Origin of the sequence: Kitasatospora sp. NPDC096204 (assembly GCF_044763205.1) — a bacterium.
Classification (GTDB): Bacteria; Actinomycetota; Actinomycetes; order Streptomycetales; family Streptomycetaceae; genus Kitasatospora.
This window is the reverse complement of sequence record NZ_JBIWFT010000003.1, coordinates 62,424-86,509: the sequence shown is the minus strand read 5'-3', so window position 1 is coordinate 86,509 and position 24,086 is coordinate 62,424. Positions and strand designations below refer to the sequence as shown.

General features: G+C 71.9%; 16 protein-coding genes. 9 read left to right on the top strand and 7 right to left on the bottom strand.

Features of this window, described 5'->3' with window-relative positions:
- The first annotated feature begins 1,001 nt into the window (after window positions 1-1,001).
- On the top strand, window positions 1,002-3,668 hold the full coding sequence (gene glgP / locus ACIQ87_RS03850; protein WP_402401099.1) for an alpha-glucan family phosphorylase: 2,667 nt from the start codon (window positions 1,002-1,004) through the stop codon (window positions 3,666-3,668).
- Between the two features lie 189 nt (window positions 3,669-3,857).
- Here the strand turns inward: glgP and ACIQ87_RS03845 are convergent, their stop codons facing one another.
- Both ACIQ87_RS03845 and ACIQ87_RS03840 read right to left on the bottom strand, forming a co-directional pair.
- Window positions 3,858-5,705 carry an ABC transporter ATP-binding protein gene (locus ACIQ87_RS03845; protein WP_402401096.1) on the bottom strand — a complete coding sequence of 616 codons (1,848 nt, stop codon included), beginning with the start codon at window positions 5,703-5,705 and terminating at the stop codon, window positions 3,858-3,860.
- Entirely contained in the window at window positions 5,702-7,561 is a 1,860-nt protein-coding gene (locus ACIQ87_RS03840) for an ABC transporter ATP-binding protein (protein ID WP_402401093.1), read from the bottom strand. Before ACIQ87_RS03840 ends, ACIQ87_RS03845 begins: the two co-directional genes overlap by 4 nt.
- 234 nt (window positions 7,562-7,795) lie before the next feature.
- Between ACIQ87_RS03840 and ACIQ87_RS03835 the strand changes: the two genes are divergently transcribed.
- Window positions 7,796-9,223 (top strand): family 2B encapsulin nanocompartment shell protein, encoded by a 1,428-nt coding sequence (locus tag ACIQ87_RS03835; RefSeq protein WP_402401090.1) that lies wholly within the window; start codon window positions 7,796-7,798, stop codon window positions 9,221-9,223.
- Between the two features lie 3 nt (window positions 9,224-9,226).
- On the opposite strand, the gene glgX is transcribed toward ACIQ87_RS03835, so the two are convergent.
- The gene (gene glgX, locus ACIQ87_RS03830; RefSeq protein WP_402401086.1) at window positions 9,227-11,416 is read right to left on the bottom strand and encodes a glycogen debranching protein GlgX; all 2,190 of its coding nucleotides are present in this window, start codon (window positions 11,414-11,416) and stop codon (window positions 9,227-9,229) included.
- A gap of 180 nt (window positions 11,417-11,596) precedes the next feature.
- Here glgX and ACIQ87_RS03825 point away from each other — a divergent pair, with 180 nt between their 5' ends.
- From ACIQ87_RS03825 to ACIQ87_RS03810, 4 genes are all read left to right on the top strand, one after another.
- Window positions 11,597-12,832 (top strand): Ig-like domain-containing protein, encoded by a 1,236-nt coding sequence (locus ACIQ87_RS03825; RefSeq protein WP_402401083.1) that lies wholly within the window; start codon window positions 11,597-11,599, stop codon window positions 12,830-12,832.
- Window positions 12,833-13,006: 174 nt separating this feature from the next.
- On the top strand, window positions 13,007-14,257 hold the full coding sequence (locus tag ACIQ87_RS03820) for an Ig-like domain-containing protein (protein WP_402401080.1): 1,251 nt from the start codon (window positions 13,007-13,009) through the stop codon (window positions 14,255-14,257).
- Between the two features lie 210 nt (window positions 14,258-14,467).
- On the top strand, window positions 14,468-15,718 hold the full coding sequence (locus ACIQ87_RS03815) for an Ig-like domain-containing protein (protein WP_402401077.1): 1,251 nt from the start codon (window positions 14,468-14,470) through the stop codon (window positions 15,716-15,718).
- A 149-nt stretch (window positions 15,719-15,867) separates the two neighbouring features.
- Window positions 15,868-16,416: an ATP-binding protein gene (locus tag ACIQ87_RS03810; RefSeq protein WP_402401074.1), complete on the top strand. Its 549-nt coding sequence runs from the start codon at window positions 15,868-15,870 to the stop codon at window positions 16,414-16,416.
- Between the two features lie 326 nt (window positions 16,417-16,742).
- Here ACIQ87_RS03810 and ACIQ87_RS03805 read toward each other — a convergent pair whose 3' ends face one another.
- The 3 genes from ACIQ87_RS03805 to ACIQ87_RS03795 form a co-directional block, all read right to left on the bottom strand.
- Window positions 16,743-17,588, bottom strand: coding sequence for a hypothetical protein (locus ACIQ87_RS03805; RefSeq protein WP_402401071.1), 846 nt, complete (start codon window positions 17,586-17,588; stop codon window positions 16,743-16,745).
- A gap of 208 nt (window positions 17,589-17,796) precedes the next feature.
- Window positions 17,797-17,997 carry a DUF397 domain-containing protein gene (locus ACIQ87_RS03800; RefSeq protein WP_402401069.1) on the bottom strand — a complete coding sequence of 67 codons (201 nt, stop codon included), beginning with the start codon at window positions 17,995-17,997 and terminating at the stop codon, window positions 17,797-17,799.
- Window positions 17,994-18,806, bottom strand: a complete 813-nt coding sequence (locus ACIQ87_RS03795) for a Scr1 family TA system antitoxin-like transcriptional regulator (RefSeq protein ID WP_402401066.1) — start codon at window positions 18,804-18,806, stop codon at window positions 17,994-17,996. Before ACIQ87_RS03795 ends, ACIQ87_RS03800 begins: the two co-directional genes overlap by 4 nt.
- 161 nt (window positions 18,807-18,967) lie before the next feature.
- Here ACIQ87_RS03795 and ACIQ87_RS03790 point away from each other — a divergent pair, with 161 nt between their 5' ends.
- The 3 genes from ACIQ87_RS03790 (at window position 18,968) to ACIQ87_RS03780 (ending at window position 22,330) form a co-directional block, all read left to right on the top strand.
- Window positions 18,968-19,402 (top strand): ATP-binding protein, encoded by a 435-nt coding sequence (locus ACIQ87_RS03790; protein WP_402401063.1) that lies wholly within the window; start codon window positions 18,968-18,970, stop codon window positions 19,400-19,402.
- Window positions 19,403-19,664: 262 nt separating this feature from the next.
- Window positions 19,665-20,828, top strand: a complete 1,164-nt coding sequence (locus ACIQ87_RS03785) for a protein-L-isoaspartate O-methyltransferase (RefSeq protein WP_402401061.1) — start codon at window positions 19,665-19,667, stop codon at window positions 20,826-20,828.
- A gap of 131 nt (window positions 20,829-20,959) precedes the next feature.
- A complete protein-coding gene (locus ACIQ87_RS03780; RefSeq protein WP_402401058.1) occupies window positions 20,960-22,330 on the top strand; it encodes an ATP/GTP-binding protein in 1,371 nt (456 codons plus the stop codon).
- A 15-nt stretch (window positions 22,331-22,345) separates the two neighbouring features.
- Here ACIQ87_RS03780 and ACIQ87_RS03775 read toward each other — a convergent pair whose 3' ends face one another.
- Entirely contained in the window at window positions 22,346-23,602 is a 1,257-nt protein-coding gene (locus ACIQ87_RS03775; RefSeq protein ID WP_402401055.1) for a hypothetical protein, read from the bottom strand.
- Window positions 23,603-24,086 lie beyond the last annotated feature (484 nt).

Here is a 24,086-nt window from a genome sequence, read left to right as displayed (position 1 = left end):
CGGGCTTGCGAGCGGGGGACTTGCGAGCGGGCGCCCTGGTGGCCGGGGGCTGCGCGGCGGCGGACTCGTCGCCGGCCTTCGCGGCGCCGGCCTTCGGGGCGGTGGCGGTGGTGCGGCGCGTGGTGGTGGTGCGCCTGCGGGGTGCCGCCGTCCGGTCCTCCTCGACCCCGGGGTGTCGGGTCGCTGGGGAGGTTTCGGATTCGGAGGATCCGCCACGGACCGCTCCGGACGTCCTCGGCGCCGGCATCGCCGGATCTGTCCGAGTGTCAGAATCCATCCGTCCGGTGGATTCCGCGACCGCTGCGTCGAGGCCTTCGGCCACCGGTGTGGACTGGTCCCGCGTGTCGCCGTGCATGCCAAGCTCCTGCCCGAGATCGGCGGCAGCTCCCCGCGGGCCGGGGTCGGGCCGGGGGAGTACCGGAGGACTGCTGGGTGGGGAGGACGTGCGACCGGAAGCCTGCCCGCGCCGCTGTTCCCGGCAACCTGCCCGACGCCCGCCGAGCCGGCGGCGGGGCGCCCCGGAGCCCGTGCGCGTCCCGGCGCACGCCTGCGCGGGGCGCGTCCCCGGCCGACCCGGTCCACCCGTGAACGAGCGGGCCGGGCGCGAGGACACGCGTCCGTGCGCGGTGAGCGCCGAATGGGCTAAGAAGGGCGGGAACGGTCAACACGAAAAGGATTCGGACGTGCTGCTTCGCGGGGGACGCCACCCGTCGTCGCACTCCCCACAGCATCAACGGCCTTCGGTCATCCTCGCACCGGTGACAAGGTTTTTGCAGCGGTACGACAGTAGTTTCGGGCCTCCTCCCGACCGGATGAGCGGTCGGAAATGGAGCCGTACCGAAGAGTTCACGTATTGGTAGCGCGGGCCCCCGAAATGTGCGCCTCGCGCGCCCCCCGTGCAGACCAATGCGCCGAATGCGATCTCATCAATAGCCCGAACGGATGCCCAATAGCCCACTTGACGCACTGTCGGGCCGACCGCCGAGGCTACGCTTCACGCCGTGAAGGCAATCCGCAGATTCACCGTCCGCACCGTCCTGCCCGAACAACTCCAGCCGTTGCACGAGCTGGCCCTCAACCTGCGCTGGTCCTGGCACCCCGAGACCAGGGACCTCTTCCGGTCCGTGGACCAGGAGGTCTGGGCCGCGACCGGCGAGGACCCGGTACGGCTGCTCGGGGAGGTCCCGGCCGCCCGGCTGGCCGCGCTCGCCACCGACCGGCGCTTCCTGCGCAGACTCGGCGACCTCGCCGACGACCTGCGCGAGTACCTCACCGGCCCCCGCTGGTACCAGAACCGGCAGCACTCCGACGCCGCCCCGCTGCCCGCCGCGATCGCCTACTTCTCGCCCGAGTACGGCATCGCCGCCGCGCTGCCCCAGTACTCCGGCGGGCTCGGCATCCTGGCCGGCGACCACCTCAAGGCCGCCAGCGACCTCGGCGTGCCGGTCGTCGGCGTCGGCCTGTTCTACCGGCACGGCTACTTCCGCCAGTCCCTCAGCCGGGACGGCTGGCAGCAGGAGCGCTATCCGCTGCTCGATCCGGACGAACTCGCGGTCAGCCTGCTACGCGAGGCCGACGGCACCCCGAGCCGGGTCGACCTCGCCCTGCCCGGCGGCCGCACCCTGGCGGCCCACATCTGGAAGGCCCAGGTCGGGCGGGTCCCGCTGCTGCTGCTCGACTCCGACATCGAGGCCAACTCACCGGCCGAGCGGGACGTCACCGACCGGCTGTACGGCGGCGGCAGCGAGCACCGGCTGCTCCAGGAGATGCTGCTCGGCATCGGCGGCGTCCGGGCGGTGCGCGCCTACTGCCGGCTCACCGGGCACCCCGCCCCCGACGTCTTCCACACCAACGAGGGCCACGCCGGCTTCCTCGGCGTGGAACGCATCCGCGAACTGATCGCCGACGACCGCACCGGCCTCGACTTCGCCGCCGCCCTGGAGGCCGTCCGGGCCGGCACCCTCTTCACCACCCACACGCCCGTCCCGGCCGGCATCGACCGCTTCGACCGCGAGCTGGTCGCCCGCCACTTCGGCGGCGACGCCGCGCTCCCGGGCGTGCCGGTCGACCAGGTGCTCGCGCTCGGCGCCGAGAGCTGGTCCGACGGGGACCCGAAGCTCTTCAACATGGCCGCCATGGGCCTGCGGCTGGCCCAGCGCGCCAACGGGGTCTCCACCCTGCACGGCGAGGTCAGCCGCTCGATGTTCAACGGCCTGTGGCCCGGCTTCGACCCCGCCGAGGTGCCGATCACCTCGGTCACCAACGGCGTGCACGCCGCCACCTGGATCGACCCGGCGGTGGTGCGGCTCGGCGCCGCCGAGATCGGCGCCGAGCGCGCCGAGGAGGCGATGACCACCGGCGAGACCAAGCGCTGGACCGGCCTGGAGCGGATCGGCAACGCCGAGGTCTGGGAGCTGCGGCGCACCCTGCGGGCCCAGCTGGTGGAGGAGGCCCGCCGCCGGCTGCGCGCCTCCTGGCACCGGCGCGGGGCCGGCGAGGCCGAGCTTGGCTGGGTCTGCTCCGTGCTCGACCCCGACGTGCTCACCATCGGCTTCGCCCGCCGGGTGCCCTCGTACAAGCGGCTCACCCTGATGCTGCGCGACCAGGAGCGACTGCGCGCCCTGCTGCTGCACCCCACCCGGCCGGTGCAGATCGTGGTGGCCGGCAAGGCCCACCCGGCCGACGACGGCGGCAAGCGGCTGATCCAGCAGATGGTCGCCTTCGCCGACGACCCGGCGGTGCGGCACCGGATCGTCTTCCTGCCGGACTACGACATGGCGATGGCCCAGCGCCTCTACCCGGGCTGCGACGTCTGGCTGAACAACCCGCTGCGCCCGCTGGAGGCCTGCGGCACCTCCGGGATGAAGGCCGCGCTCAACGGCTGCCTCAACCTGTCCGTCCTGGACGGCTGGTGGGACGAGTGGTACGACGGCCGCAACGGCTGGGCGATCCCCACCGCCGACGAGAGCGGCGGGGCGCTCGACCCGGACAGCGGCGAGGCCGAGCGGCGCGACGACATCGAGGCGGCCGCGCTCTACGACCTGATCGAGAACCAGGTCGCCGCCCGCTTCTACGACCGGGACGCGGACGGGCTGCCACAGCAGTGGATCGCCATGGTCCGGCACACCCTGGTCACCCTCGGGCCCAAGGTGCTGGCCGGCCGGATGGTCCGGGAGTACGTCGAACGGCTGTACGCGCCGGCGGCGCAGGCCCAGCGGGAGCTGGCGGGGCAGCACGGCGACGGCGCGCGCGAGCTGGCGGCCTGGAAGGCGAAGCTCCGGGAGGCGTGGCCGGCCGTCCGGGTCGAGCACGTGGAGGCGGACTGCCCGGCCGAGGCGCAGGAACTGGGCAGCTCGCTGGCGCTGCGGGTGCAGGTCGCGCTCGGGACGCTGGAGCCGGGCGACGTCGAGGTGCAGGTGGTCTCCGGCCGGGTGGACGAGCGGGACCGGATCTCGGACGCCTGCCTGCTCGCCCTCAAGCCGGTCGGCGGGCCCGACCTGGACGGCCGCACCCGCTACGAGGGCTCGCTGGAGCTGTGCCGGACGGGCCCGTTCGGCTACACCGTCCGGGTGCTGCCCGCGCACCCGCGGCTGGCCTCGCCCGCCGAGCTGGGGCTGGTCGCCCTGCCGGCCGAGTCGGCCGGGATGGACGCCGGGCTGCTGCGCTGAGCCCGGAGTCGATCCCCCGGACGGCCGCCCTCCGCCCGCCCGTCCGTCCGCGTGGGCGGAGGGCGGCCGTCCGGTCGTGAACCGTGCGGGCGGTCGCGCCCGTACCCCTGTTCGGGAAGTGGGGTGGCCCGGCCGGGTGCGTGACGGCGCACCCGGACGGGCACATTCGTGGGGCCCTGGAGCCGGGCCCTAGACCAGGCTGTCCCGCCAGGCCCGGTGGAGGGCGGCGAAACGGCCGGAGCCGTCGATCAGCTCCTGTGGGGAGCCATCCTCCACGATCCGGCCCTGATCCATCACCAGGACACGGTCGGCGATCTCCACGGTGGAGAGCCGGTGGGCGATGATCACGGCCGTCCGGCCGGCCAGCACGGTGCGCATCGCCCGCTGCACGGCCTGCTCCCCGGGGACGTCCAGCGAGCTGGTCGCCTCGTCCAGGATCAGCACCGAGGGGTCGGCCAGCAGCGCGCGGGCGAAGGCCACCAGCTGGCGCTGGCCGGCCGAGATCCGGCCGCCGCGCTTGCGCACGTCGGTGTCGAAGCCGTCCGGCAGGGCGGCGATGAACTCGTACGCGCCGATGTCGCGGGCGGCCCGCTCGACCTCCTCGCGGGTGGCGCCGGGGCGGCCGATCGCGATGTTCTCGGCGACGGTGCCGGAGAACAGGAAGGACTCCTGGGTCACCATCACCACCCCGCGCCGCAGCTCGGGGGTGGCCAGCTCGCGCAGGTCCACGCCGTCCAGCCGGATCCGGCCGTCGGTCGGGTCGTAGAAGCGGGCCAGCAGCTTGGCGACCGTCGACTTGCCCGCGCCGGTCGCGCCGACCACCGCGACCGTCTGCCCGGCCGGGATCAGCAGGTCGAAGACCGGCAGCACCTCCTTGCCCGTCCGGTAGGCGAAGCGGGTGCCCTCGAAGGAGACGGCGCGGCCCTTGCCGGAGGACTCGGGCAGCCCGGTGGGCTCGGCCGGCTCGGCGACGCTCGGCTCGTGGGCGAGCAGGCCGGAGATCTTCTCCAGGGCCGCGGCGGCCGACTGGTAGCTGTTGAGGAACATCGCCAGCTGGTCGATCGGGTCGAAGAGCCGGCGCAGGTAGAGCGCGAAGGCGGTGAGCACGCCCAGCTCCAGCGCGTCGTCCACGACCAGGTAGGCGCCGAGCAGCACCACGCCGGCGGTCCACAGGTTGGCGGTGGCGCGGGAGAGGCCGACGTAGCGGGCGATCTCCAGCAGGCCGTCCGCCGTCGCGGTGGCGGACTGCTTGTTGACCACGGCGAAGGCGGCGTCGTTGGCCTTCTCCCGGCGGAAGGCCTGCACCGGGCGGATGCCGTTCATGGTCTCGGTGAAGCGGACGATCAGCGAGGCCGCCGAGGTGCGCGAGCGCCGGTAGACCCGGCGCGAGCGGCGGCGGAAGGAGCGGGCGATCAGGGCCAGCGGCAGGAAGGCCGCCAGCGAGACCAGGCCGAGCTGCCAGTCCAGCACCAGCAGCAGCACCGAGATGTAGCAGACGGACAGGAAGACCGTCAGCAGCTCCTGCAGGCCCTCGGAGAGCAGCTCGCGCAGCGCGTCGATGTCGCTGGTGGCGCGGGAGATGATCCGGCCCGAGGTGTAGCGCTCGTGGAAGTCCAGACTGAGCCGCTGGGCGTGCCGGAAGATCCGGCCGCGCAGCTCCAGCACGATGTCCTGGTTGACCCGGGCGCTGATCTTGATGAACACCCACTGCAGCACCGGGCTGAGCAGCGCGCAGAACAGGTAGGCGGCGACCACCGCGATCAGCGGTCCCGAGTCGTGCTCGCGCAGCGCCGGGATGCCGCGGTCCATCGCCACCGCGACCAGCAGCGGGCCGGACTGGAGCGCGGCCTGCTGGACCAGGATCACCACCATCGCGACGGCGATCCGGGCCCGGTGCGGGCCGAGCAGCGAGCGCAGCAGCGCCCGGGGCGCGCCCGGCGGGACGGGGATGTCCTCCTCGTCGGCGGGCGGCGGGGGCAGCTCCTCCTCGGCGGGTTCGGCGGGCCCGGCCTTGACGGGTTCGGCGGTGGTGGTCATGCGCTGCTCCGTTCGGGCACCGGGGCGGCCTCGCCCGACATCAGTTCTCGGTAGTGCGCGCAGTCGCGCAGCAGCTCCTGGTGGGTGCCGACGGCCACGATCCGGCCGTCCGCCAGCACCGCGACCCGGTCGGCGAGCAGCACGGTGCTGGGGCGGTGGGCGACCACCAGGGCGGTGGTGGTGCCGAGGACCTCGCGCAGCGCCCGTTCGACCAGCGCCTCGGTGTGCACGTCCAGCGCGGAGAGCGGGTCGTCCAGCACCAGGAAGGCCGGGTCGCCGACCACCGCGCGGGCCAGCGCGAGGCGCTGGCGCTGGCCGCCGGACAGGCTCAGGCCCTGCTCGCCGACCTCGGTGTCCGGGCCCTGCGGGAGCTTCTCGACGAAGCCGGCCTGGGCGGTGGCGAGGGCGGTGCGCAGCTGCTCCTCACCGGCGCCCGGGGCGCCCATCAGGACGTTCTCCCGGACGGTGGCGGAGAACAGGGTGGGCTCCTCGAAGGCGACGGCGACGAGTTCGCGCAGCCGCTGCCGGGGCAGTTCGCGGATGTCCCGGCCGTCCAGCGTGATGGTGCCGGCGGTGGCCTCGTACAGCCGGGGGAGCAGCGCGGTGAGCGTGGTCTTGCCGCTGCCGGTGGCGCCGACCAGGGCCATGGTCTCGCCGCTGCGGACGTGCAGGTCGATGCCGGCCAGCAGGTCGGGGCCGTCCTCGGGGGCGTCGGGGTAGCGGAAGCGGACGCCGGTGAAGCGGATGCCGTCCGGGGCGGCGAGTTCGGTGGCGGTGCCGGGGTCGGGGCTCTCCGGCTCGTCCAGCACCTCGAAGAAGCGGTCGGTGGCGGTGGCCGCCTCGTTGGCGTAGGCGAGCAGCCAGCCGAGCGACTCGACCGGCCAGCGCAGCGCGAGCGCGGTGGAGAGGAAGGCGACCAGGGTGCCGGCGCTCAGCTCGTCGTGGGCCACCAGGTAGGCGCCGACGGCGAGGGCGCAGCCGAGCGCGATCTCCGGCAGGCCGACGATGACCGCCCAGAGGTTGGCGAGCAGGTGCGCCTTGCGCAGTTCGGTGCCGCGCAGCTCCTGGGACTGGGCGCGGAAGCGCTCGGCCATCGAGCGGTGGCGGCCGAAGGCCTTGAGGATGCGGATGCCGAGGACGGACTCCTCGACCACGGTGGCGAGGTCCCCGTTCTGGTCCTGGGCGAGCCGGGAGGCGCCGGAGTAGTGGGCCTCGAACCGCCGGGTGAGCACGAACAGCGGGGCGGCCGGGACCAGGGCGATCAGCGCGAGCCGCCAGTCCTGGGTGAACATCACCACCGTGCCGGCCAGGAACATCACCGAGTTGACGACCAGGAAGACCAGCGGGAAGGCCAGGAACAGCCGCATGGTGTACATGTCGGCGGTGGCCCGGGAGAGCAGCTGGCCGGAGCCCCAGCGGTCGTGGAAGGAGACCGGCAGCCGCTGGAGCTTGGCGAAGAGGTCCCCGCGCATGGCCGTCTCCAGCCCGGCCAGCGGGCGGGCCAGCACCACCCGGCGGGTGAAGAACAGTGCGGATTCGACCAGGCCGAGGACCACCAGCAGGCCGACCAGCGGCCAGAGGCCGGCCAGGTCGTGCTCGGCGAGCGGGCCGTCCACGATCAGGCCGAGGACCACCGGGACGGCGAGGGTGCTCAGCATGCCGAGCGAGGCGGCCGTCACCGAGACGGCCAGCCGGCCGCGGACGGCACGGGCGTACGGCCACAGGCGGAGCAGGGAGCGGACCGCGGAGTGGTGCGGTGCGGGCCCGGCCGGGCCGGCCGCGGTTCTCGCGGCGTTCGCGTCGGTTCGGGGGGTTGCCGGGGTCGGGTCGTCGGGGTCTTGTCTGTTCTCGGCCATCGCGGTGAGAGTAGGCAGAGAGACCGTCACTTCTCATCCGGTTTTTCGGCCCCTGTCGGTGGTGCCCGGCGAGAACCGGCCACCCGAACGGGCGGTGCGGGCGCGAAACAGGGGGCGCGCACATCCGTTCGTGCGGGGACGAGTGCGCCGCGCGCCTCTTGCGAGCGCCAGCTCATCGGCCGATTACATCTCCTGACGGATGACCATTGACACGCAAGCGACAGGAGCGCGCAGATGACGGTCGAGACCGAGCCCACCCCAGGTCACGGCTCCGCAACCGTGCAGGTACGGGCCCAGCTCAGCCTCAGCACGACCGCGGCGCGGAACCTGGCGACGACGACCAAGTCGAAGCCGCAGATGCAGGAGATCACCTCCCGCTGGCTGTTGAAGATGCTGCCGTGGGTGCAGGTCAGCGCGGGCACCTACCGGGTCAACCGGCGGCTGAGCTACGCCCCCGGGCAGGGCCGGGTCAGCTTCGTGAAGACCGGCTCCGCGGTGACGGTGATCGCCCCCTCGCTGGCCGAGGTGCCGGCGCTGCGCGGCTTCGAGGACGAGGAGGTGCTCGCCGAGATGGCCCGCCGGTTCGTGCAGCGGGACTTCACGCAGGGCGACGTGCTGGTGCAGGAGGGGGCGCCGATCGACGAGGTGTTCCTGATCGCGCACGGCAAGGTGGACCGGATCGGCACCGGCAAGTACGGCGAGCAGGCCGTGCTGGGCTCGCTCGCGGACGGCGACCACCTCGGCGACGAGGCGATCACCGAGGGCGGCGGCACCTGGCCGTACACCGTGAAGGCGGCCACCTCCGGGGTCGCGATGGCGCTGTCCTGGCCGGTGCTCCAGGAGCTGATCGGCCGCTCCGAGTCGCTGCGCGAGCAGCTGCTGGGCTTCGCCGCCGACGCCGCGCAGGCGCAGAACGAGCACGGCGAGGCCGCGATCGACCTCTCGGCCGGCCACCGGGGCGAGTACGGGCTGCCCGGCGCCTTCGTGGACTACGAGCTGACGCCGCGCGAGTACGAGCTGAGCGTCGCGCAGACCGTCCTCAAGGTGCACACCCGGGTCGCGGACCTCTACAACAAGCCGATGAACCAGACCGAGGAGCAGCTGCGGCTGACCATCGAGGCCCTGCGGGAGCGGCAGGAGTACGAGATCATCAACAACCCGGAGTTCGGGCTGCTCGGCAACGCCGACTTCGACCAGCGGATCCAGACCCGCACCGGGGCGCCCACCCCGGACGACCTGGACGAGCTGCTGAGCATGCGCCGCGACACCGACTTCCTGTTCGCCCACCCGCGGGCGATCGCGGCCTTCGAGCGGGAGTGCAACCGGGTCGGCGTCTACCCGTCCACGGTCGACGTCCTCGGCAGGCACCGGCCGACCTGGCGCGGGGTGCCGATCTTCCCGTGCAACAAGATCCGGGTGTCCGACCAGCAGACCAGCGCGTTCATCGCGATGCGCGTCGGCGAGGACAACCAGGGCGTGGTCGGCCTCACCCAGATCGGCATCCCGGACGAGGTGGAGCCGGGCCTGAACGTCCGGTTCATGGGCATCGACGAGAAGGCGATCGCCTCGTACCTGGTCAGCACCTACTACTCGGCTGCGGTGCTGGTGCCGGACGCGATCGGTGTGCTGGAGAACGTCGAGGTCGGGCACGCCGGCAGCTGATGCCTACGTCTCCTGGGCGGGGGAGCGGAGCAGGCGCAGCGAGCGCCCGCCCAGGACGACGGCGCCGTCCGCGGCGACGGTGCCGCCCGCGCCCGGGTCCGCGGTGTCGACCACGCTCTCGTACGGGGCCGCCGCCGGCGCCCAGGGTTCGCCGGGCAGGGTGAACACCACCGGTTCGTGGCCCGCGTTGAGCATCAGCAGGAAGCTGTCGTCGCCGGGCGCGGGCCCGTCCTCGTCCCGGTCGGGCAGCGCGGTGCCGGAGAGCAGCATGCCGAGGCAGGCGGTGGGTGCGAACCAGTCGGCCTCGGTCATCTCGGTGCCGTGCGGGGTGAACCAGGTGAGGTCGGGCCGGCCGCCCGGGGTGGTGGCCCGGCCGGAGAAGAACGCCCGCCGGTGCAGCACCGGGTGGGCCCGGCGCAGCCGGACCAGCCGGGCGGTGAACGCGCACAGCTCCTGCCAGCCGGGCTGCTCCAGCAGGGACCAGTCCAGCCAGCCGACCTCGTTGTCCTGGCAGTAGGCGTTGTTGTTGCCGCCCTGGGTGCGGCCCAGTTCGTCCCCGGCGGTGAGCATCGGGACGCCGGCGGAGAGCAGCAGGGTGGCCGTCAGGTTGCGCAGTTGGCGCAGCCGCAGCGCGTTGACCGCCGGGTCGGTCGTCTCGCCCTCGGCGCCGTGGTTCCAGGAGCGGTTGTCGTCGGTGCCGTCGCGGTTGTCCTCGCCGTTGGCCCCGTTGTGCTTGCGGTCGTAGGAGACGAGGTCGCGCAGGGTGAAACCGTCGTGCGCCGTCACGTAGTTGACGGAGGCGTACGGGCGGCGGCCGGCCCGCTGGTAGAGGTCGGAGGAGCCGCAGAGGCGGTAGCCGAGTTCGCGCACGTCCGGGCGGGCGCCGCGCCAGAAGTCCCGTACGGTGTCGCGGTACCTGTCGTTCCACTCGGCCCACAGCGGGGGGAAGCCGCCGACCTGGTAGCCGCCCGGGCCGACGTCCCAGGGCTCGGCGATCAGCTTCACCCGGCCGAGCAGCGGGTCCTGGGAGACGGCGGTGAGGAAGGGGTGGTCCATGTCGACGGCGTCGCCGCCGCTCGGGCCGCCGCGGGCCAGGGCGGCGGCGAGGTCGAAGCGGAAGCCGTCCACGCCCATCTCGGTGACCCAGTAGCGCAGCGAGTCGGTGATCAGCCGAACCACCTGCGGGCGGCGGGTGTCCAGGGTGTTGCCGCAGCCGGTGTAGTCGGCGTAGCCGCGCGGGTGGTTGGGCGGGAGGCGGTAGTAGGCGGCGTTGTCGATGCCGCGCAGTGAGAGCGACGGGCCGAGGGCGCCGCCCTCGGCGGTGTGGTTGAACACCACGTCGAGGATCACCTCGATCCCGGCGGCGTGCAGGGCGCGGACCATCCGCCTGAACTCGCCGACCTGGCCGCCGCGGGAGCCGGAGGCGGAGTAGCCGGCGTGCGGGGCGAAGTAGCCGATCGTGTTGTAGCCCCAGTAGTTGACCAGTCCGCGGGCCTGGAGGTGGTCCTCGCTGGCGTACTGGTGCACGGGCAGCAGCTCGACGGCCGTCACGCCGAGGCGGGTGAGGTGGGCGAGGGCGGCGGGGTGGGCGAGGCCGGCGTAGGTGCCGCGCAGGTGCGGGGGGATCTCCGGGTGGCGCATGGTGAAGCCGCGCACGTGGAGCTCGTAGAGGACCGTCTCGGACCAGGGGGTGTTCGGGCGCCGGTCGTCGTCCTGGGCACCGTCGGTCAGGCCGTCGTCGTGGACGACCACCGATCTCGGGACGTACGGCGCGGAGTCGCGGTTGTCCCGGACGGTGTCGGCGACGTCCGCCTCGGGCCAGTTGCGGACGGCGGCGCAGGCGGCGTCGTGGGAGGTGTAACAGCCGTCGACGGCGCGGGCGTACGGGTCGAGCAGCAGCTTGGCGGGGTTCCAGCGGGCGCCGGTCCACGGGTCCCAGCGGCCGTGCACGCGGAAGCCGTAGCGGGTGCCCGGGAGCACGCCGGGGAGGAAGCCGTGCCAGACCTCGGCGTCCTGCTCGGTGAGGGGGTGGCGGGTCTCGTGCCCCTCCTCGTCGAACAGGCAGAGTTCCACGGCTTCGGCGCCGGCCGCCCAGAGGGCGAAGTCGGTGCCCCGGCGGCCTCGGCGGTCGGTGCGGAGGCGGGCGCCCAGGGGTTGCCAGTTGCCGGGGTTCAGGTGCGGTGCCGACGCCATGGCGGTGGCCTTCCTGGGCGGGGTGTTCCGGGTCCATTCACCTTTTCTTTCCCGGATTGCGTCCGGCAGAAGCGGTGGGGGTTTTTGTGGGTCGGGGGATTCCGGGTGATCGGCGTGTCCCCCTGTCGAGGGCCATCGTTGTTCCGGGCGTCGGTTGTGAACAGTGGGAGGGGCCCCGGGATGCGGCGCCGAGGACGGGTGTGGGCGCGGGGCGTGGCGGCGGTGGCCTGCTGTCTGGTCGTCCTGGCGGGTTGTGGTGGTCCGGCGGGGGTGTCGGAGGGGGACGCGGCCGAGGGCGGTGCGCGGGCGGTGCCGGCGGCGCCGTCCCGGGCGGTGCTCGCGGTGCAGCCGGCCGACGGGGCGCAGGACGTGCAGCCGGAGGGCGCCGTCCGGGTGGCGGTGACGCAGGGGCGGCTGGTGTCCGTGCGGCTGGCGGACGGCAAGGGCGCCGAGGTGCCGGGGACGATCGCGGCCGACGGCGGCGGCTGGGTGCCTGACGGGCCGTTGCCGCTCGGGACGGCGTTCACGCTGGACTCCGTCGCGGAGGACGACCAGGGGCGCAAGGCGGCCTGGCACTCGGCGTTCACGACCGTCGCGCGGGCGCACACCTTCGTGGCGTTCTTCACCCCGGAGGACGGCTCCACGGTCGGCGTCGGCATGCCGGTCTCGCTGCGCTTCAGCCGTCCGATCACCGACCGGGCGGCGGTGGAGAAGGCCGTCCAGGTCGTCGCCGACCCGCCGGTGCCGGTGGCCGCGCACTGGTTCGACGGGCAGCGGCTGGACTTCCGTCCGGAGCAGTACTGGGCGGCGGGCACCAGGGTGACGGTGGCGCTGCGGCTCAAGGACGTGCAGGGGGCGCCGGGGGCGTTCGGGACGCAGAGCCGGGACCTGCACTTCACCGTCGGCCGGGCGCAGGTCTCCACCGTCGACCTGGACGCCCACACCATGACCGTCCGGGCGGGCCGGGGCGGCCAGGTGGTCCGGGTGCTGAAGATCTCCGGCGGCAGCCCCGACCACTCCACCTACCGGGGGGTGATGGTGGTGTCGGAGAAGTACAGGATGACCCGGATGAGCTCGCAGACCGTCGGCATGGGCGACGAGTACGACATCGAGGACGTCCCGCACGCGATGCGGCTGACCACCTCCGGCACCTTCGTGCACGGCAACTACTGGGCGGATCCCGAGGTGTTCGGCACCACCAACACCAGCCACGGCTGCATCGGGCTGGCCGACGCCAAGGGCGGAGCGAGCAAGGACTCCCCGGCGGGCTGGCTGTTCGAGCACACCGTCCCGGGGGACGTGCTGGAGGTGAAGGCCTCCGCCGGGGACTTCGTGCCGCCGCAGAACGGGCTCAACGGCTGGAACGTGCCCTGGGACCAGTGGGTGGCCGGGAGCGCGCTGCGGCCGGTTCCGTAGGCCTCCTCCGAACCTTCACTTCTCGTCAACCCGACTCCTCTCAGGATTCACTCGGACGGCTTAGCTATCCTGCTCCGGCGCGTCCGGGATCCGGCCGGAAAGATCGGCCGGACGGTGCAACTCATGGGGGCACTCAACGCGTCAAGTGAGTGAAATACCGGGAGGGGAGAAACCGTGAAGACGGGTACGACGGTCGGCGCAGCGATACGCACCACCAACCGCTACGGGCGCCGGAGTGCGATGGCGCTGGTCATGGGCGGGGTGCTGCTGCTGACGGCCGCCTGCAACGACGACAAGGGCGGCGGCTCGGGGGGTACCGGCGGCGGCAACGCGGCCTCCGCGCCGGCGGCGGACGCGGGCGGCGGCTCGGCGACGCCGAAGCCCTCGGCCGCGGTGTTCGCCGTGCAGCCGGCCGACGGCGCCCAGGACGTCGCGCCGAACGGGCTGGAGGTGGCCGTCTCCAACGGCAAGCTCAGCACGGTCGAGGTGACCGACAAGGACGGCAAGCCGGTCGAGGGCGCGATCACCCCGGACGGCACCGGCTGGAAGCCCGCGGGGGCGCTCGCCGTCGGCATGGTGTACAAGGTGAACGCGCAGGCCAAGGACGCGGAGGGGCTGGTGGCCGCGTCCACCACCACCTTCACCACGCTGACGCCGGAGAAGAAGGTCTCCACCAACGACAACATCAGCGACGGCGCCACCTACGGCGTCGGCATGATCGTCTCGGTGAACTTCAACAAGGACGTCAAGAACAAGGACGCCGTCCTCAAGGGCATCAGCATCGAGTCCAACAACGGCACCGTGGTCAAGGGCCACTGGTTCGGCGACCGCCGGGTGGACTTCCGTCCGGAGAAGTACTGGGCGCCGGGCACCAAGGTGACCGTCAAGTACCGGCTGAAGAACGTCGAGGTCGCCCCCGGCATCTACGGCGACGTGGACAAGGACGAGCCGTTCACCATCGGCCGGTCGATGGTCTCCACCGCGGACGCCAAGTCGCACCAGATGACCATCGAGCGGGACGGCCAGAGCACCACCGTGCCGGTCACCCTCGGGGCTGACGCCACGCCGTCCTGGGGCGGGACGATGGTGGTCATGTCCAAGGAGAAGGTCACCCGGATGAACTCGCAGACCGTGGGTCTCGGCGGCGAGTACGACATCAAGGACGTCCCGCACGCGATGCGGCTGACCACCTCCGGCACCTTCGTGCACGGCAACTACTGGGCCAGCCCGTTCGGCAAGACCAACGCGAGCCACGGCTGCGTGTCGATGCAGGACGTGAAGGGCGGCAGCGACTCCTCCGTCGCCGGCAAGTTCTTCAACGACTCGATGGTCGGCGACCCGATCAAGGTCGTGAACACCAAGGAGAAGACCGTCGCGCCCTCCAACGGGCTGGGCGGCTGGAACGTGGACTGGGCCGCCTGGTAGGCCCTTCCCGGTAGCGGGCCCGGCTGTTCCGGGCCTTGCGGCGAGTTTGCCGTCGTGCGGCCCGATCCTCACCCGTTGGGGTCGGGCCGCCGCGGTTTCCGGGGCGACGAGCCCCACGAATGGCGCAACCTTTCCGGTGGCCCGGAGCGTGTGACGGTCGGGTCCGTCGGATTCACGGGGATCACGGGGTTTCTGAGGGAGGGATCGACGTTGAGGTCGATACGCAGAGTGGTGGCGGTGGGTCTGGTCGGCGGCGCGATGGCGCTGACGGCCGCCTGCGGTGGGGGCGGCGGGGGCGGCGGGAGCGCGGCGGGCGGTGCGGCCAAGGCCGATCTGGGGGCGGGCGCGGCCAGTGCCAAGCCCGCGGCGGCGCCCAGCGCGGCGGCGTCCACCGGCACGGCGCCGAAGGTCTCCAAGGCGGCCGTGAGCATCGAGCCCAGGCCGGGCTCGGTGGACGTGGCGCCGAACGCGCTGAAGATCGGCGCGACCGGGGGCAAGCTCACCACCGTCAAGGTGAACGACAAGGCGGGCAAGGAGGTCCCCGGCACCATCTCCGCCGACGGCGCCTCCTGGACGCCCACGGCCGGCCTGGAGGTGGGCACCGCCTACCAGGTCAGCGCGATGGCCGCGGACGCCGACGGCGCGGTCGCCACGGCGGACAGCAGCTTCTCCACGCTGACCCCGACGGCGCTCGCCAAGGCCTCGGACAACGTGGACAACGACGCGACGTACGGCGTCGGCATGATCGTCTCGGTGAACTTCAGCAAGGACGTCGCGAACAAGGACGAGGTCGCCCGGGGCATCAGCTTCGAGACCAGCAACGGCACCGTGGTGAAGGGCCACTGGTTCGGCGACCGCCGGCTGGACTTCCGCCCGGAGCAGTACTGGACGCCCGGGACCAAGGTGGTCGTGCACTACCGCCTCAAGAGCGTCGAGATCGCCCCCGGGGTGTACGGCGGGGACCGGGACGAGCCCTTCACGATCGGGCGGTCCCAGATTTCGACGGTTGACGCCGCGACGCACAAGATGACGGTCGTATCTGCAGGTCAGACGAGTGACATCGACATCAGTGCCGGCGCGCCCGAACACCCCACCTGGAACGGGACGATGGTGGTCATGTCCAAGGAGGGCGTGGTGCGGATGCAGTCCAGCACCCTGCCCGGCATGACCGGTGCGCCGTACGACCTCCAGGTCCCGCACTCGATGCGGCTCACCGACTCCGGCACGTACGTGCACGGCAACTACTGGAGCAGTAGCAGCACCTTCGGCGAGGACAACGTCAGCCACGGCTGCGTGGGCCTCAAGGACGTCCAGGGCGGCGGCGCCAACACCTCGATGGGCAAGTTCTACGACGGCACGCTGGTCGGCGACGTGATGGTCGTGAAGAACTCGACGAGGAAGGAGACGCTCGACCCGTCGAACGGGCTGAGCGGCTGGAACGCGCCGTGGAGCACCTGGTGAACGGCCGCTGAGGTGGGGGAGGGGTCAACCCGGGCTTGACGGAATTCGGCCCGGGGCGACCCCTTCTTGCATCCGGCATATGCCGACGCGACGTGATCGTTTGCTCATTGTCCGTACGCGGCTGCTTGCGTTCCGCAATGATGGTCCGCATGGCGGGTTGGGGCGAAGCAGATCAGTCGGTGGTTCCCGGGGCCGGAGTGGTGGCCGAGGCATCCTGGATCGACGTCCGCAGCGGTGGGCTCTCGGCACTGGAGCGGCTCACCTCCGAGGAGCTGGAGGAGCTGTACTCCGGCAGACTCCGCGACCCGTCGGCCCCCAACGAGGTACGGCTGCCGTCCCGGCCCGAGTCGGGCCCGGTGGCCCGCAGGCTGGTGCTCTCCGTCCTGGAGTCCTGGGACCTCCACCAGCACCTGGAGGCCGGGGAGTTGCTGACCAGTGAGCTGGTCAGCAACGCGGTCCGGCACGCGGCCGGGCGCACCATCGGCCTGCACGTCAGCCGCAAGCCCGGGTGGCTGCGGATCGAGGTCAGGGACTCCTCGCGGGCGCTGCCGTGCATGATCCTCGCCGAGGCCAGGCCGGTGAACGAGCGCGGGCGGGGGCTGAGGATCGTCGACGACCTCGCCGACCGCTGGGGCGCGGACCTGCTGCCGCGCGGCAAGGGCGTGTGGTTCGAGCTGAAGGTGCGCGAGCGGCCCTGAGGGCGGGTGAAGCGCTGTTCCCCGTGTTCCCCGGGAAACACGCAGGGCCCCCGGATTCGCCGTGGTCCGGCGGATGGGGGCCCCTGCAGGTCATCGCGTCGGCCAAGGGGGTGCGTGCCGCGCGATGGGCGTCGGCAGTGCCAGGTCGGGCCCGCCGAAGTCATCGACCCAGGGCGGCGTGCTGTGTCGCCCGCCGTTGGGCTGCTCTGACTATCGCACGGATCTCAGCATGTGGGCAAACCGGATGGCTTGGAATGCAAGGTCTGTTACCTAGTTCACCTTTGGAATTTGCATAGGTTAACGCCATCGCCTGTGAATATTCATGATCACGGCGATGTGACCATGGCTTGGCGGACTCGGGCGGCGTGTGCGCGCACGGCGGCGGGGGAGAGGTGCCGGCGGGGTGGCGGAGTGCCGGGGGTGCCGTCGCGGCAGGTGCGGCAGAGGCCGCCGAGGAGGGCCTGGGGGCGGCAGGGGGTGCGGCAGGCGGTGCACTCGATGACGCGGGCGGGGTGCTGTTGCGAGGGTGGGACCGGCTGGGGGTGGCGTTCCGGGGGCATCTTGTCGAGCAGGCGGCGGCGGGTGAAGGCGGCCGGGCTGTGGACGTCCGGCGGGAGGCCGCCGGTGAGGGCGGCCGTGAAGAGGGCCGGAGAGGTGCCCCGGGCCAGCCACTCGGCGGCCAGCGGTTCGAGCGTGGTGCAGTCGGCGGCTGAGAGGGCGAGGCGGGGGTCGGCGAGGCCGAGGCCCGCGAGGGCGGCGTAGGCGGCCGAGGTGGGGGACGTGCGGTTGAGCGTTCGCTCCTTGGGGGGATCGAGTGCGGCGGGCGTTGACGTCTCGCCGGTCATGACGAAGCGCGTCCACCAGGCGTCGGAGCGGGGTGTGCGGGAGAAGTAGGTGCGGAACACCCAGCGGCACTCCTTGGAGCTGACGCGCTCCCGGATGCGACGCAGATGACCTGCGGTGGAGAGGTTGTTGAGGGCGGTGCGGCAGGCCATCTGCCCGTAGTGGGGCTGGAGGGCGGCGAGGGTCTTGACGTCCATGGCGGCGCCGTCGGGGAGGTGGTCGACGAGCGAGGCGAGGTACGCCTCGCGGGCGGGGAGGTGGGCGAAGTCGCTCGCGGAGCGGGGGAGTTGCTCCGGGGCGGACTGCTTGCCGTACCCGGGGGCGGCCATGGCGGTAGGGTTGTGGGTAGCCACAGGATCGAGCTCGATTCGATCGTGCCGGTCAGACCCCCGTTCGGTGCTGGTAACACCGGCGGGGGTTGTTTCTTGCTGCGCACGCTACAGGGGGAAACCGCCTGTGGAAAAGTCGTGACGATAAGTCATATCTGCTGCGCACAGGGGTGGTTGGAAGGTGGTTACCCACCCATTCCATTGAGGGTCACTCGGCCCGTGTGGCTTGAGCTTCGGAGGCGAAGGCGACGAAGGCGGACCAGGCCTCGGGGGAGAAGGTGAGGGTCGGCCCGGCCTTGTCCTTGGAGTCGCGGACGTGGATGGCGGAGGGGCAGGAGGCCACCTCGACGCACTCGCCGCCATCCGTGGTGCTGTAGCTGGACTTGGACCACTGAAGCATGGCGCTCATAGCTCTTCTGCCTTCTGTCTGATGAAAGCCTTCGATTCCTCAACGCTGAGGGCCTGCATGCGGATCATGCCATGGCGTTGTGCGAGAAGGTTCACTCGCTCGGGGTCGCTGTGCAGGATCCCTGTGCCCTGCCCCTCGACATAAGCGAGTTGTTCATGATCAGGGGTTTCCAACAGGATCATCGGGCCGTTGAGCGCTGCGTAGGCAGCCCGATCAATCGGTAGAGCCTGGATGGATACGTTGCGGAGTTCGCCGACATCGATCAGGTGGTTGAGCTGCCGTTTCATGAGGTCCTTGGTGCCGACTGCAGCCCTGAGTGCGGCTTCGTGGATCACGAAGCCGTGAAGTGTGGTTGGCCGGCTGCGCAGCCGTTCCTGCCGTTGCATCCGACCGGCAACGCGTGCGGCGACCGTCTCGTCGTCCAGCGGCGGGTATGAGTTGCTGATTGTCTCGCGGGCGTACTCCTCCGTCTGGAGCAGGCCCGGGATCAACAGGGACGAGTAAGCGTGGAACGCGATCGCCTCGCGCTCGGCCTCTGTGTATTCCCGCGAGTAGGACGAGAACTTCTCGGGCGTCATGAAGGTAGCCGCTCCCAGCAGCATCCCCTTCGCATCGCACAACTCATCTGCAGCCTCAAGCAGTTGGAGCGTCGGTTTGCGCCTCCCCGCCTCCATCGAGCGCACGCTCTCGATGTCGTAGTGAGCGGCCTGACTCAGCTGCTCCCGGCTCACGCCCGCGAGGGTGCGCCAGCGCTTGACCTGATCGCCGCAGTACCTCCACGACATCGGGTTCTGCTTCGGCGTGCTCACGGCCCCGCACCCCTTCCTGCCCTGGTCGCAGGGCGGTCAAAGCGTCCGCCGTACGTACGGCGTTACTCCTGAGGCTATGCCCGCCTGTCGACGCTTGAAGGGTGAAATGGCCGAACTCAGCCCTCGCGAGTGACGCCGTCCGTAAACCCCCAAGGACTCTGATGCTCACTCAGCCCGTCGACCTCGTCGAGTGGATGTTCCCCCGCCTCCCCCGCAGCGCCGGCCGTGCCCGCATCCGCTTCATCCGGCAGGCCTTCGAGTGGGAGGTGCCCGTCGACGCCGCCGAGACCGCCCTGATCCTCCTCAGCGAACTCGTCACCAACGCCTGCAGCCACGCCCGCGGCCCGCGTGACCGGATGATCGGCGTGCGCGTTCTCCTCCCCACCCCTTCCGTGCTCCGCATCGAGGTCTCGGACGCCAACTCCGACCTCCCGGCCGTCCGCCAGGCCACCCCCGAGGACGAGTCCGGCCGGGGCCTCGAACTCGTCGCCGCCCTCGCCACCTCCTGGGGCGCCCACCTCCGTGGCGACGGCTACATCGGCAAGACCATCTGGTGCGAACTCGCCCTCCCCACCCCACTCGACCCCCACGCCTGAGCCCGACCCCACCGACTGCACGAGAAGTCGGGTGGGCCGACTTCTCGTGCGCGCCCTCCGGGCGCTGCCGCACGCCTCTACCGCCTCCGGCGGTGCCGGGACAGGGTGGCGACCGGCCGCATCCGTCTCATCAACTGGAGCACAGCATGGGAGAGCACTCGAAGCCGCCGAAGGACCCGGGCCAGGGGACTCCGCCGCCGGACAATTCCGATAGCAAGGTCCCCCTGCCGCCGCCGAGCAACGGCAAGCACAAGAAGAAGTGATGGCGAGCGACGACGGGCGCCTGGCCGAGCACCGGGCACGCCTGGACGCGGAGATGGAGCGGCGAGGGGCGTGGCCGGAGGATTCGCCGTGGCTGCGCGAGGCCTTCGCCGCGCTGCCGCGCGACCGGTTCGCGCCGGACCGGCTGTGGCGGTGGAACGGCAGGGCCTACGTGTCGGTCGACCGCGCCGACGACCCGGACGGCTGGGCCGTCGAGTTGTACTCCGGCGTCGACGCGTCGGCCGTCACCCAGCTCACCGACGGCCGCCCGTCGTCCTCACTGTCCGCGCCCTCCGTGGTGGCGGACATGCTGGACAGCCTCAGGGTGGAGCCGGGGCACCGGGTGTGGGACGTCGGCACCGGCCAGGGCTGGACGGCGGCGCTGGCCGCCTGGCGAGCCGGGCCGGGCCTGGTGGTGACCACGGAGGTCGACGAGCACCTGGCCGCCGTCGCTCGGGCCCGGCTCGCGGACGCCGGGCTCGCCGTCCATGCGGCGGCAGGGGACGGCACCGGCGGCGGGGTGCCGGGCGGCGGCCGAGTCGACCGCCTCCACGCCACCTACGCCGTGGAAACCGTCCCCTGGTCCTGGGTGGAGGCGGTGCACCCGGGCGGACGGATCGTCTATCCCTGGGGGCGACTCGGATACGTCGCCCTCACCGTCGCCGACGACGGCGCCGCCGCGCACGGCTGGGTCCACGGCCTGGCCCGGTTCATGGGCGACCGGCACGCTCCGGCCCAGCCGAGCAGTGGGCCCGCCGCGTACGCGCAGGTGCGCGGCGATGCCGAACCCGAGGCCTGCCGGGCACTGGACCGCGACCCGGCAGGCCTGGAGGACTGGCACCTCAGGTTCGCGCTGCGCGTCGCCATCCCGGACGCCGTGCTGTCCACCGGCCAGGCCGGGCCGGCCACCCTGGTCCACGACGGTGCCCGTTCGTGGGCCGAGATCCGTCCGGACGCGGACGGCAGGCCGCTGCTGTCGCAGGGCGGGCCGCGCCGCCTCGGCGACGAGCTGCTGGCCGCCTGGTCCCAGTGGGAGGAACTCGGCCGCCCCGATCTCCACGACTACGGCGTCACCGTCACCCCGGACGCCCAGTGGGCCTGGCAGGGCGACCCGAACGACGGCCCCCGGTGGCCGATCGGACGCTTGCACCCGGCTGCGCGGTGACCGTTCTCGGATCCTCCGGCTGAACGGCGTGAAGCCGATGTTGCGCGGGAAGTCGGCCGGGCCGACTTCCCGCGCAACGGGGCAGGCGCCACTGGCCCGTGGCAGCCTGTTCGGCGAAGGGGGGATCACAGATGTTGCTGAACTTCAGGGTCGCGAACCACCGCTCGATCAGAGACGAGCAATCGCTCCAGCTCAACCCGGTCTACGAAGCGGACAGGCCGCCGGGGACGCACTGGGAAGCGGTCCCCGTGGCGGGCATCTTCGGGGCCAATGCCGCCGGCAAGTCGAACGTGATCGATGCCCTGGCGTACATGGGCAGGATGGTCGTCAACTCGCACCGGGACGCGGAGCCGGACGGTGGTGTGGCCCGGCAGCCCTTCCGTCTCGAAGAGGCGGCGCGCGGGGAACCGTCCTGGTACGTGGTGGACCTGCTGATCGACGGGATCCGCTACACCTACGGGTTCAGCGTGGACGACGACCGGGTGGTCGACGAGTGGCTGCACAGCTTTCCCCATGGCAGGAAGCGCAAGATCTTCGAGCGTTCGGCCGACGGGGTGGAGATCGGTGACTCACAGCACCGACGAGAACTGGAGCTGGTCGAGAACATCACCGAACCCAACGTCCTCTTCATGTCCCTTGCGGCGCGCTCCCGGCAGGACGACTTCCGCCCGGTGTACGACTGGTTCGCCCGGAGCCTCCAGTTCAGCCGGCGGCTGTTGGTCACGGGGCGCGGTGGTGCGGCGCGAATTCTTGAAAACCCGGACCGGTACCCGGAGTTCATCGAGCTGTTGCGTGCCGCGGACCTCGGGATCGCCGACTGCGGCACGGAGTGCGTGCTGGAGGACGAGGGGGAGCTGCGGAAGCGCTACGGTGCGCGCATTCTGCCGTGGCGGTTGGCAGACCTCGAAGAGAACGGGCCGCGCGAGGTCATGCGCCCGTGGATAGGACACCGCGGGCGCGACGGGATCGTCAGGATGGACCTGTCCGAGGAGTCCGAGGGCACACAGGCATTGCTGCGGCAGGCGCCCCTCATCACAGGGGCGCTCCGTCGGGGCGGCACCTTCGTGGTGGACGAAATCGATTCGAGCCTCCACCCGATTCTCACGGCACGCCTGATCGGGCTGTTCCAGGATTCCGCCACCAATCCGACCGGCGCCCAGTTGATCTTCACCTCGCACGACTCCAGCCTGCTCGGCCGGATCGGTGGGGAGGAGATCCTGCGGCGGGACCAGGTCTGGTTCGTGGAGAAGAACGAACACGGCGAGACGGAGCTGTTCGCCCTCGCCGACTTCAAGCCGCGCCAGGAGGAGAACCGCGAGCGGCGGTACCTCAGCGGGAGCTACGGCGGAGTGCCGTACATCGACGACGATTTTGCCAGCGCCGTGGCGGCGCGGGGGGATGAAGAGCAACTGGCTGACTCGGGGAAGGAGCACGAGGTCAATCCGTCCACCGGTATGTGGAAGCTCGCGCTCGCCATCGGGGGTGGAGAGGCGCAGCCGTAAAGGGCGACCCCCGGGTCAGGACAGTGAGAAGCCCATCTGGTTGACCACCGGCGTCATCGGCACGTACAGCACCTGCGAGTAGCACTTGGCCGGGTGCGCCGTGGACCCGGCCGGGCAGCCGACCTCGGACCTCGCCGCCACGATCACGCCGCGGGCCTCCATGTCGCCGTTCGGGCCGGACGGGTTGGCCACCGCCGGGCCGCCACTGTCGCCCTGGGCGGCGATCGCCCGGCGGTCGCCGCCCTTCGACTCGGCGACGTCCACCGGCCTGATCTTCGTGCCCTCGTCGTTCGTCGTCTCCACGTCGACCCGCTTGATCTGCACGTCGCATTTCCACCCGGACTGGGCGCCGCTCAGGCAGACCAGGTCCCCGACGTTGTTCCGCCCGGCCCCGTACGTGTGCCGGGACGAGCCGCCCTGGTCCGACCAGGCGCCGTCGTAGAACCGGCCGCCGCCGCTGCCGTTGACGGCGACCATGCCGACGTCCAGGCCGTCACCGACCGAGGACAGGTCGCCGATGTAGCTGCCGGTGCCGTTGTAGTACCGGCCGCCGCCGCAGTGTGCGGCGGTCAGTACCACCTTCGTCCCGCCCTTCCAGCCGCTGAACGCCGTCGAGCAGAACGACGCCTTCGCCGTGCTCACCTCGGCGCCCGCGTAGTACGGCGCGCTGTCGGAGTGCCGGCTGCCGGACAGCGCCACCGGGGTTCCCTCGACGCTGGCCGTCACCGGCATCCCGGCGATCTCGGCGGCCCGCGAGGAGTACGCCTGCACGGTCGCGTCAGCGCCGGTGAGCCGCTTCGCCGCCGCCGAATCCGGCGCGTACGTGATCGCGATGGCGGTGCCGTCCTCCTGCGGGCCGATCGACGTCCAGGCGTCGCGGGCCACGGCGGCGGTGAACCGGTCGATCGAGGCGCGCATCTCCGCCCGGGAGTGCGGGCTGTGGCGGACGTCGACGGTGTAGTCGGCGCGGGCGTTCGCCTCCAACAGGGACCGGACCCTGGCCGGGGCCTCGCCCTTCCAGTAGATGTCGGCGTGCTGGTTGGACGCGTCGATCACCGTCCCCGCGTAGCCGGCCGCCGCCGGATCCCCGGACTCCACCCAGTCCTGCACCGGGTCCGTCATGCGGTGGAGCAGCAGCTGGGCCTCCGGGTCCCGGAGCACCGGCAGGGTCACCGACAGGTACGGCTCGTCCTGTGCGACGTCGGCGGCGACCAGGCCGGAGCCGACCACGACGGCCAGGACCAGGGGCAGCACGAGGCGGGAGCGGCGCATGAGCGGGTCCTTCCGGTGAGCCGACGGGCCGACACTCAGCGTAGGGACTGATCGACGATCCGCTATGGGTGAAAGCCGGGCGCTGGGCCGCCAGTGGGTGTGCGCGAGCGGCGACGCGCCCCCGGAAGGGGCGGGACGCCCTCCTGGGGGCAGGTGGGGCGCCTGCGCGAGAAGTCGGCCCTGTCGACTTCCCACGCGGGCGGCTAGCATCGGGCCCGTGAACCTGTACTGGCACGTCGTGCTGCCACCGCTCAGCGCCTGATCGGGCGCGCGCTTCGGTGGCTTGATCCCCTACGACCCCGGCCCGGCCCGATGGCGGCCGCCGTGGGCCGGTGGCGTGCGCCCGTTCTCGGAACCCCTCTCCTGACGGTCTTCGACGACGGAAGTTCACGACTGTGCCGAATCGTTTGTCCTCCCCTGCCCGTAGCGTTCCCTCCGTTCCCTCCGTTCCCCAGGCCCCCCGCCGCGCCCGTCCCCACGGTGG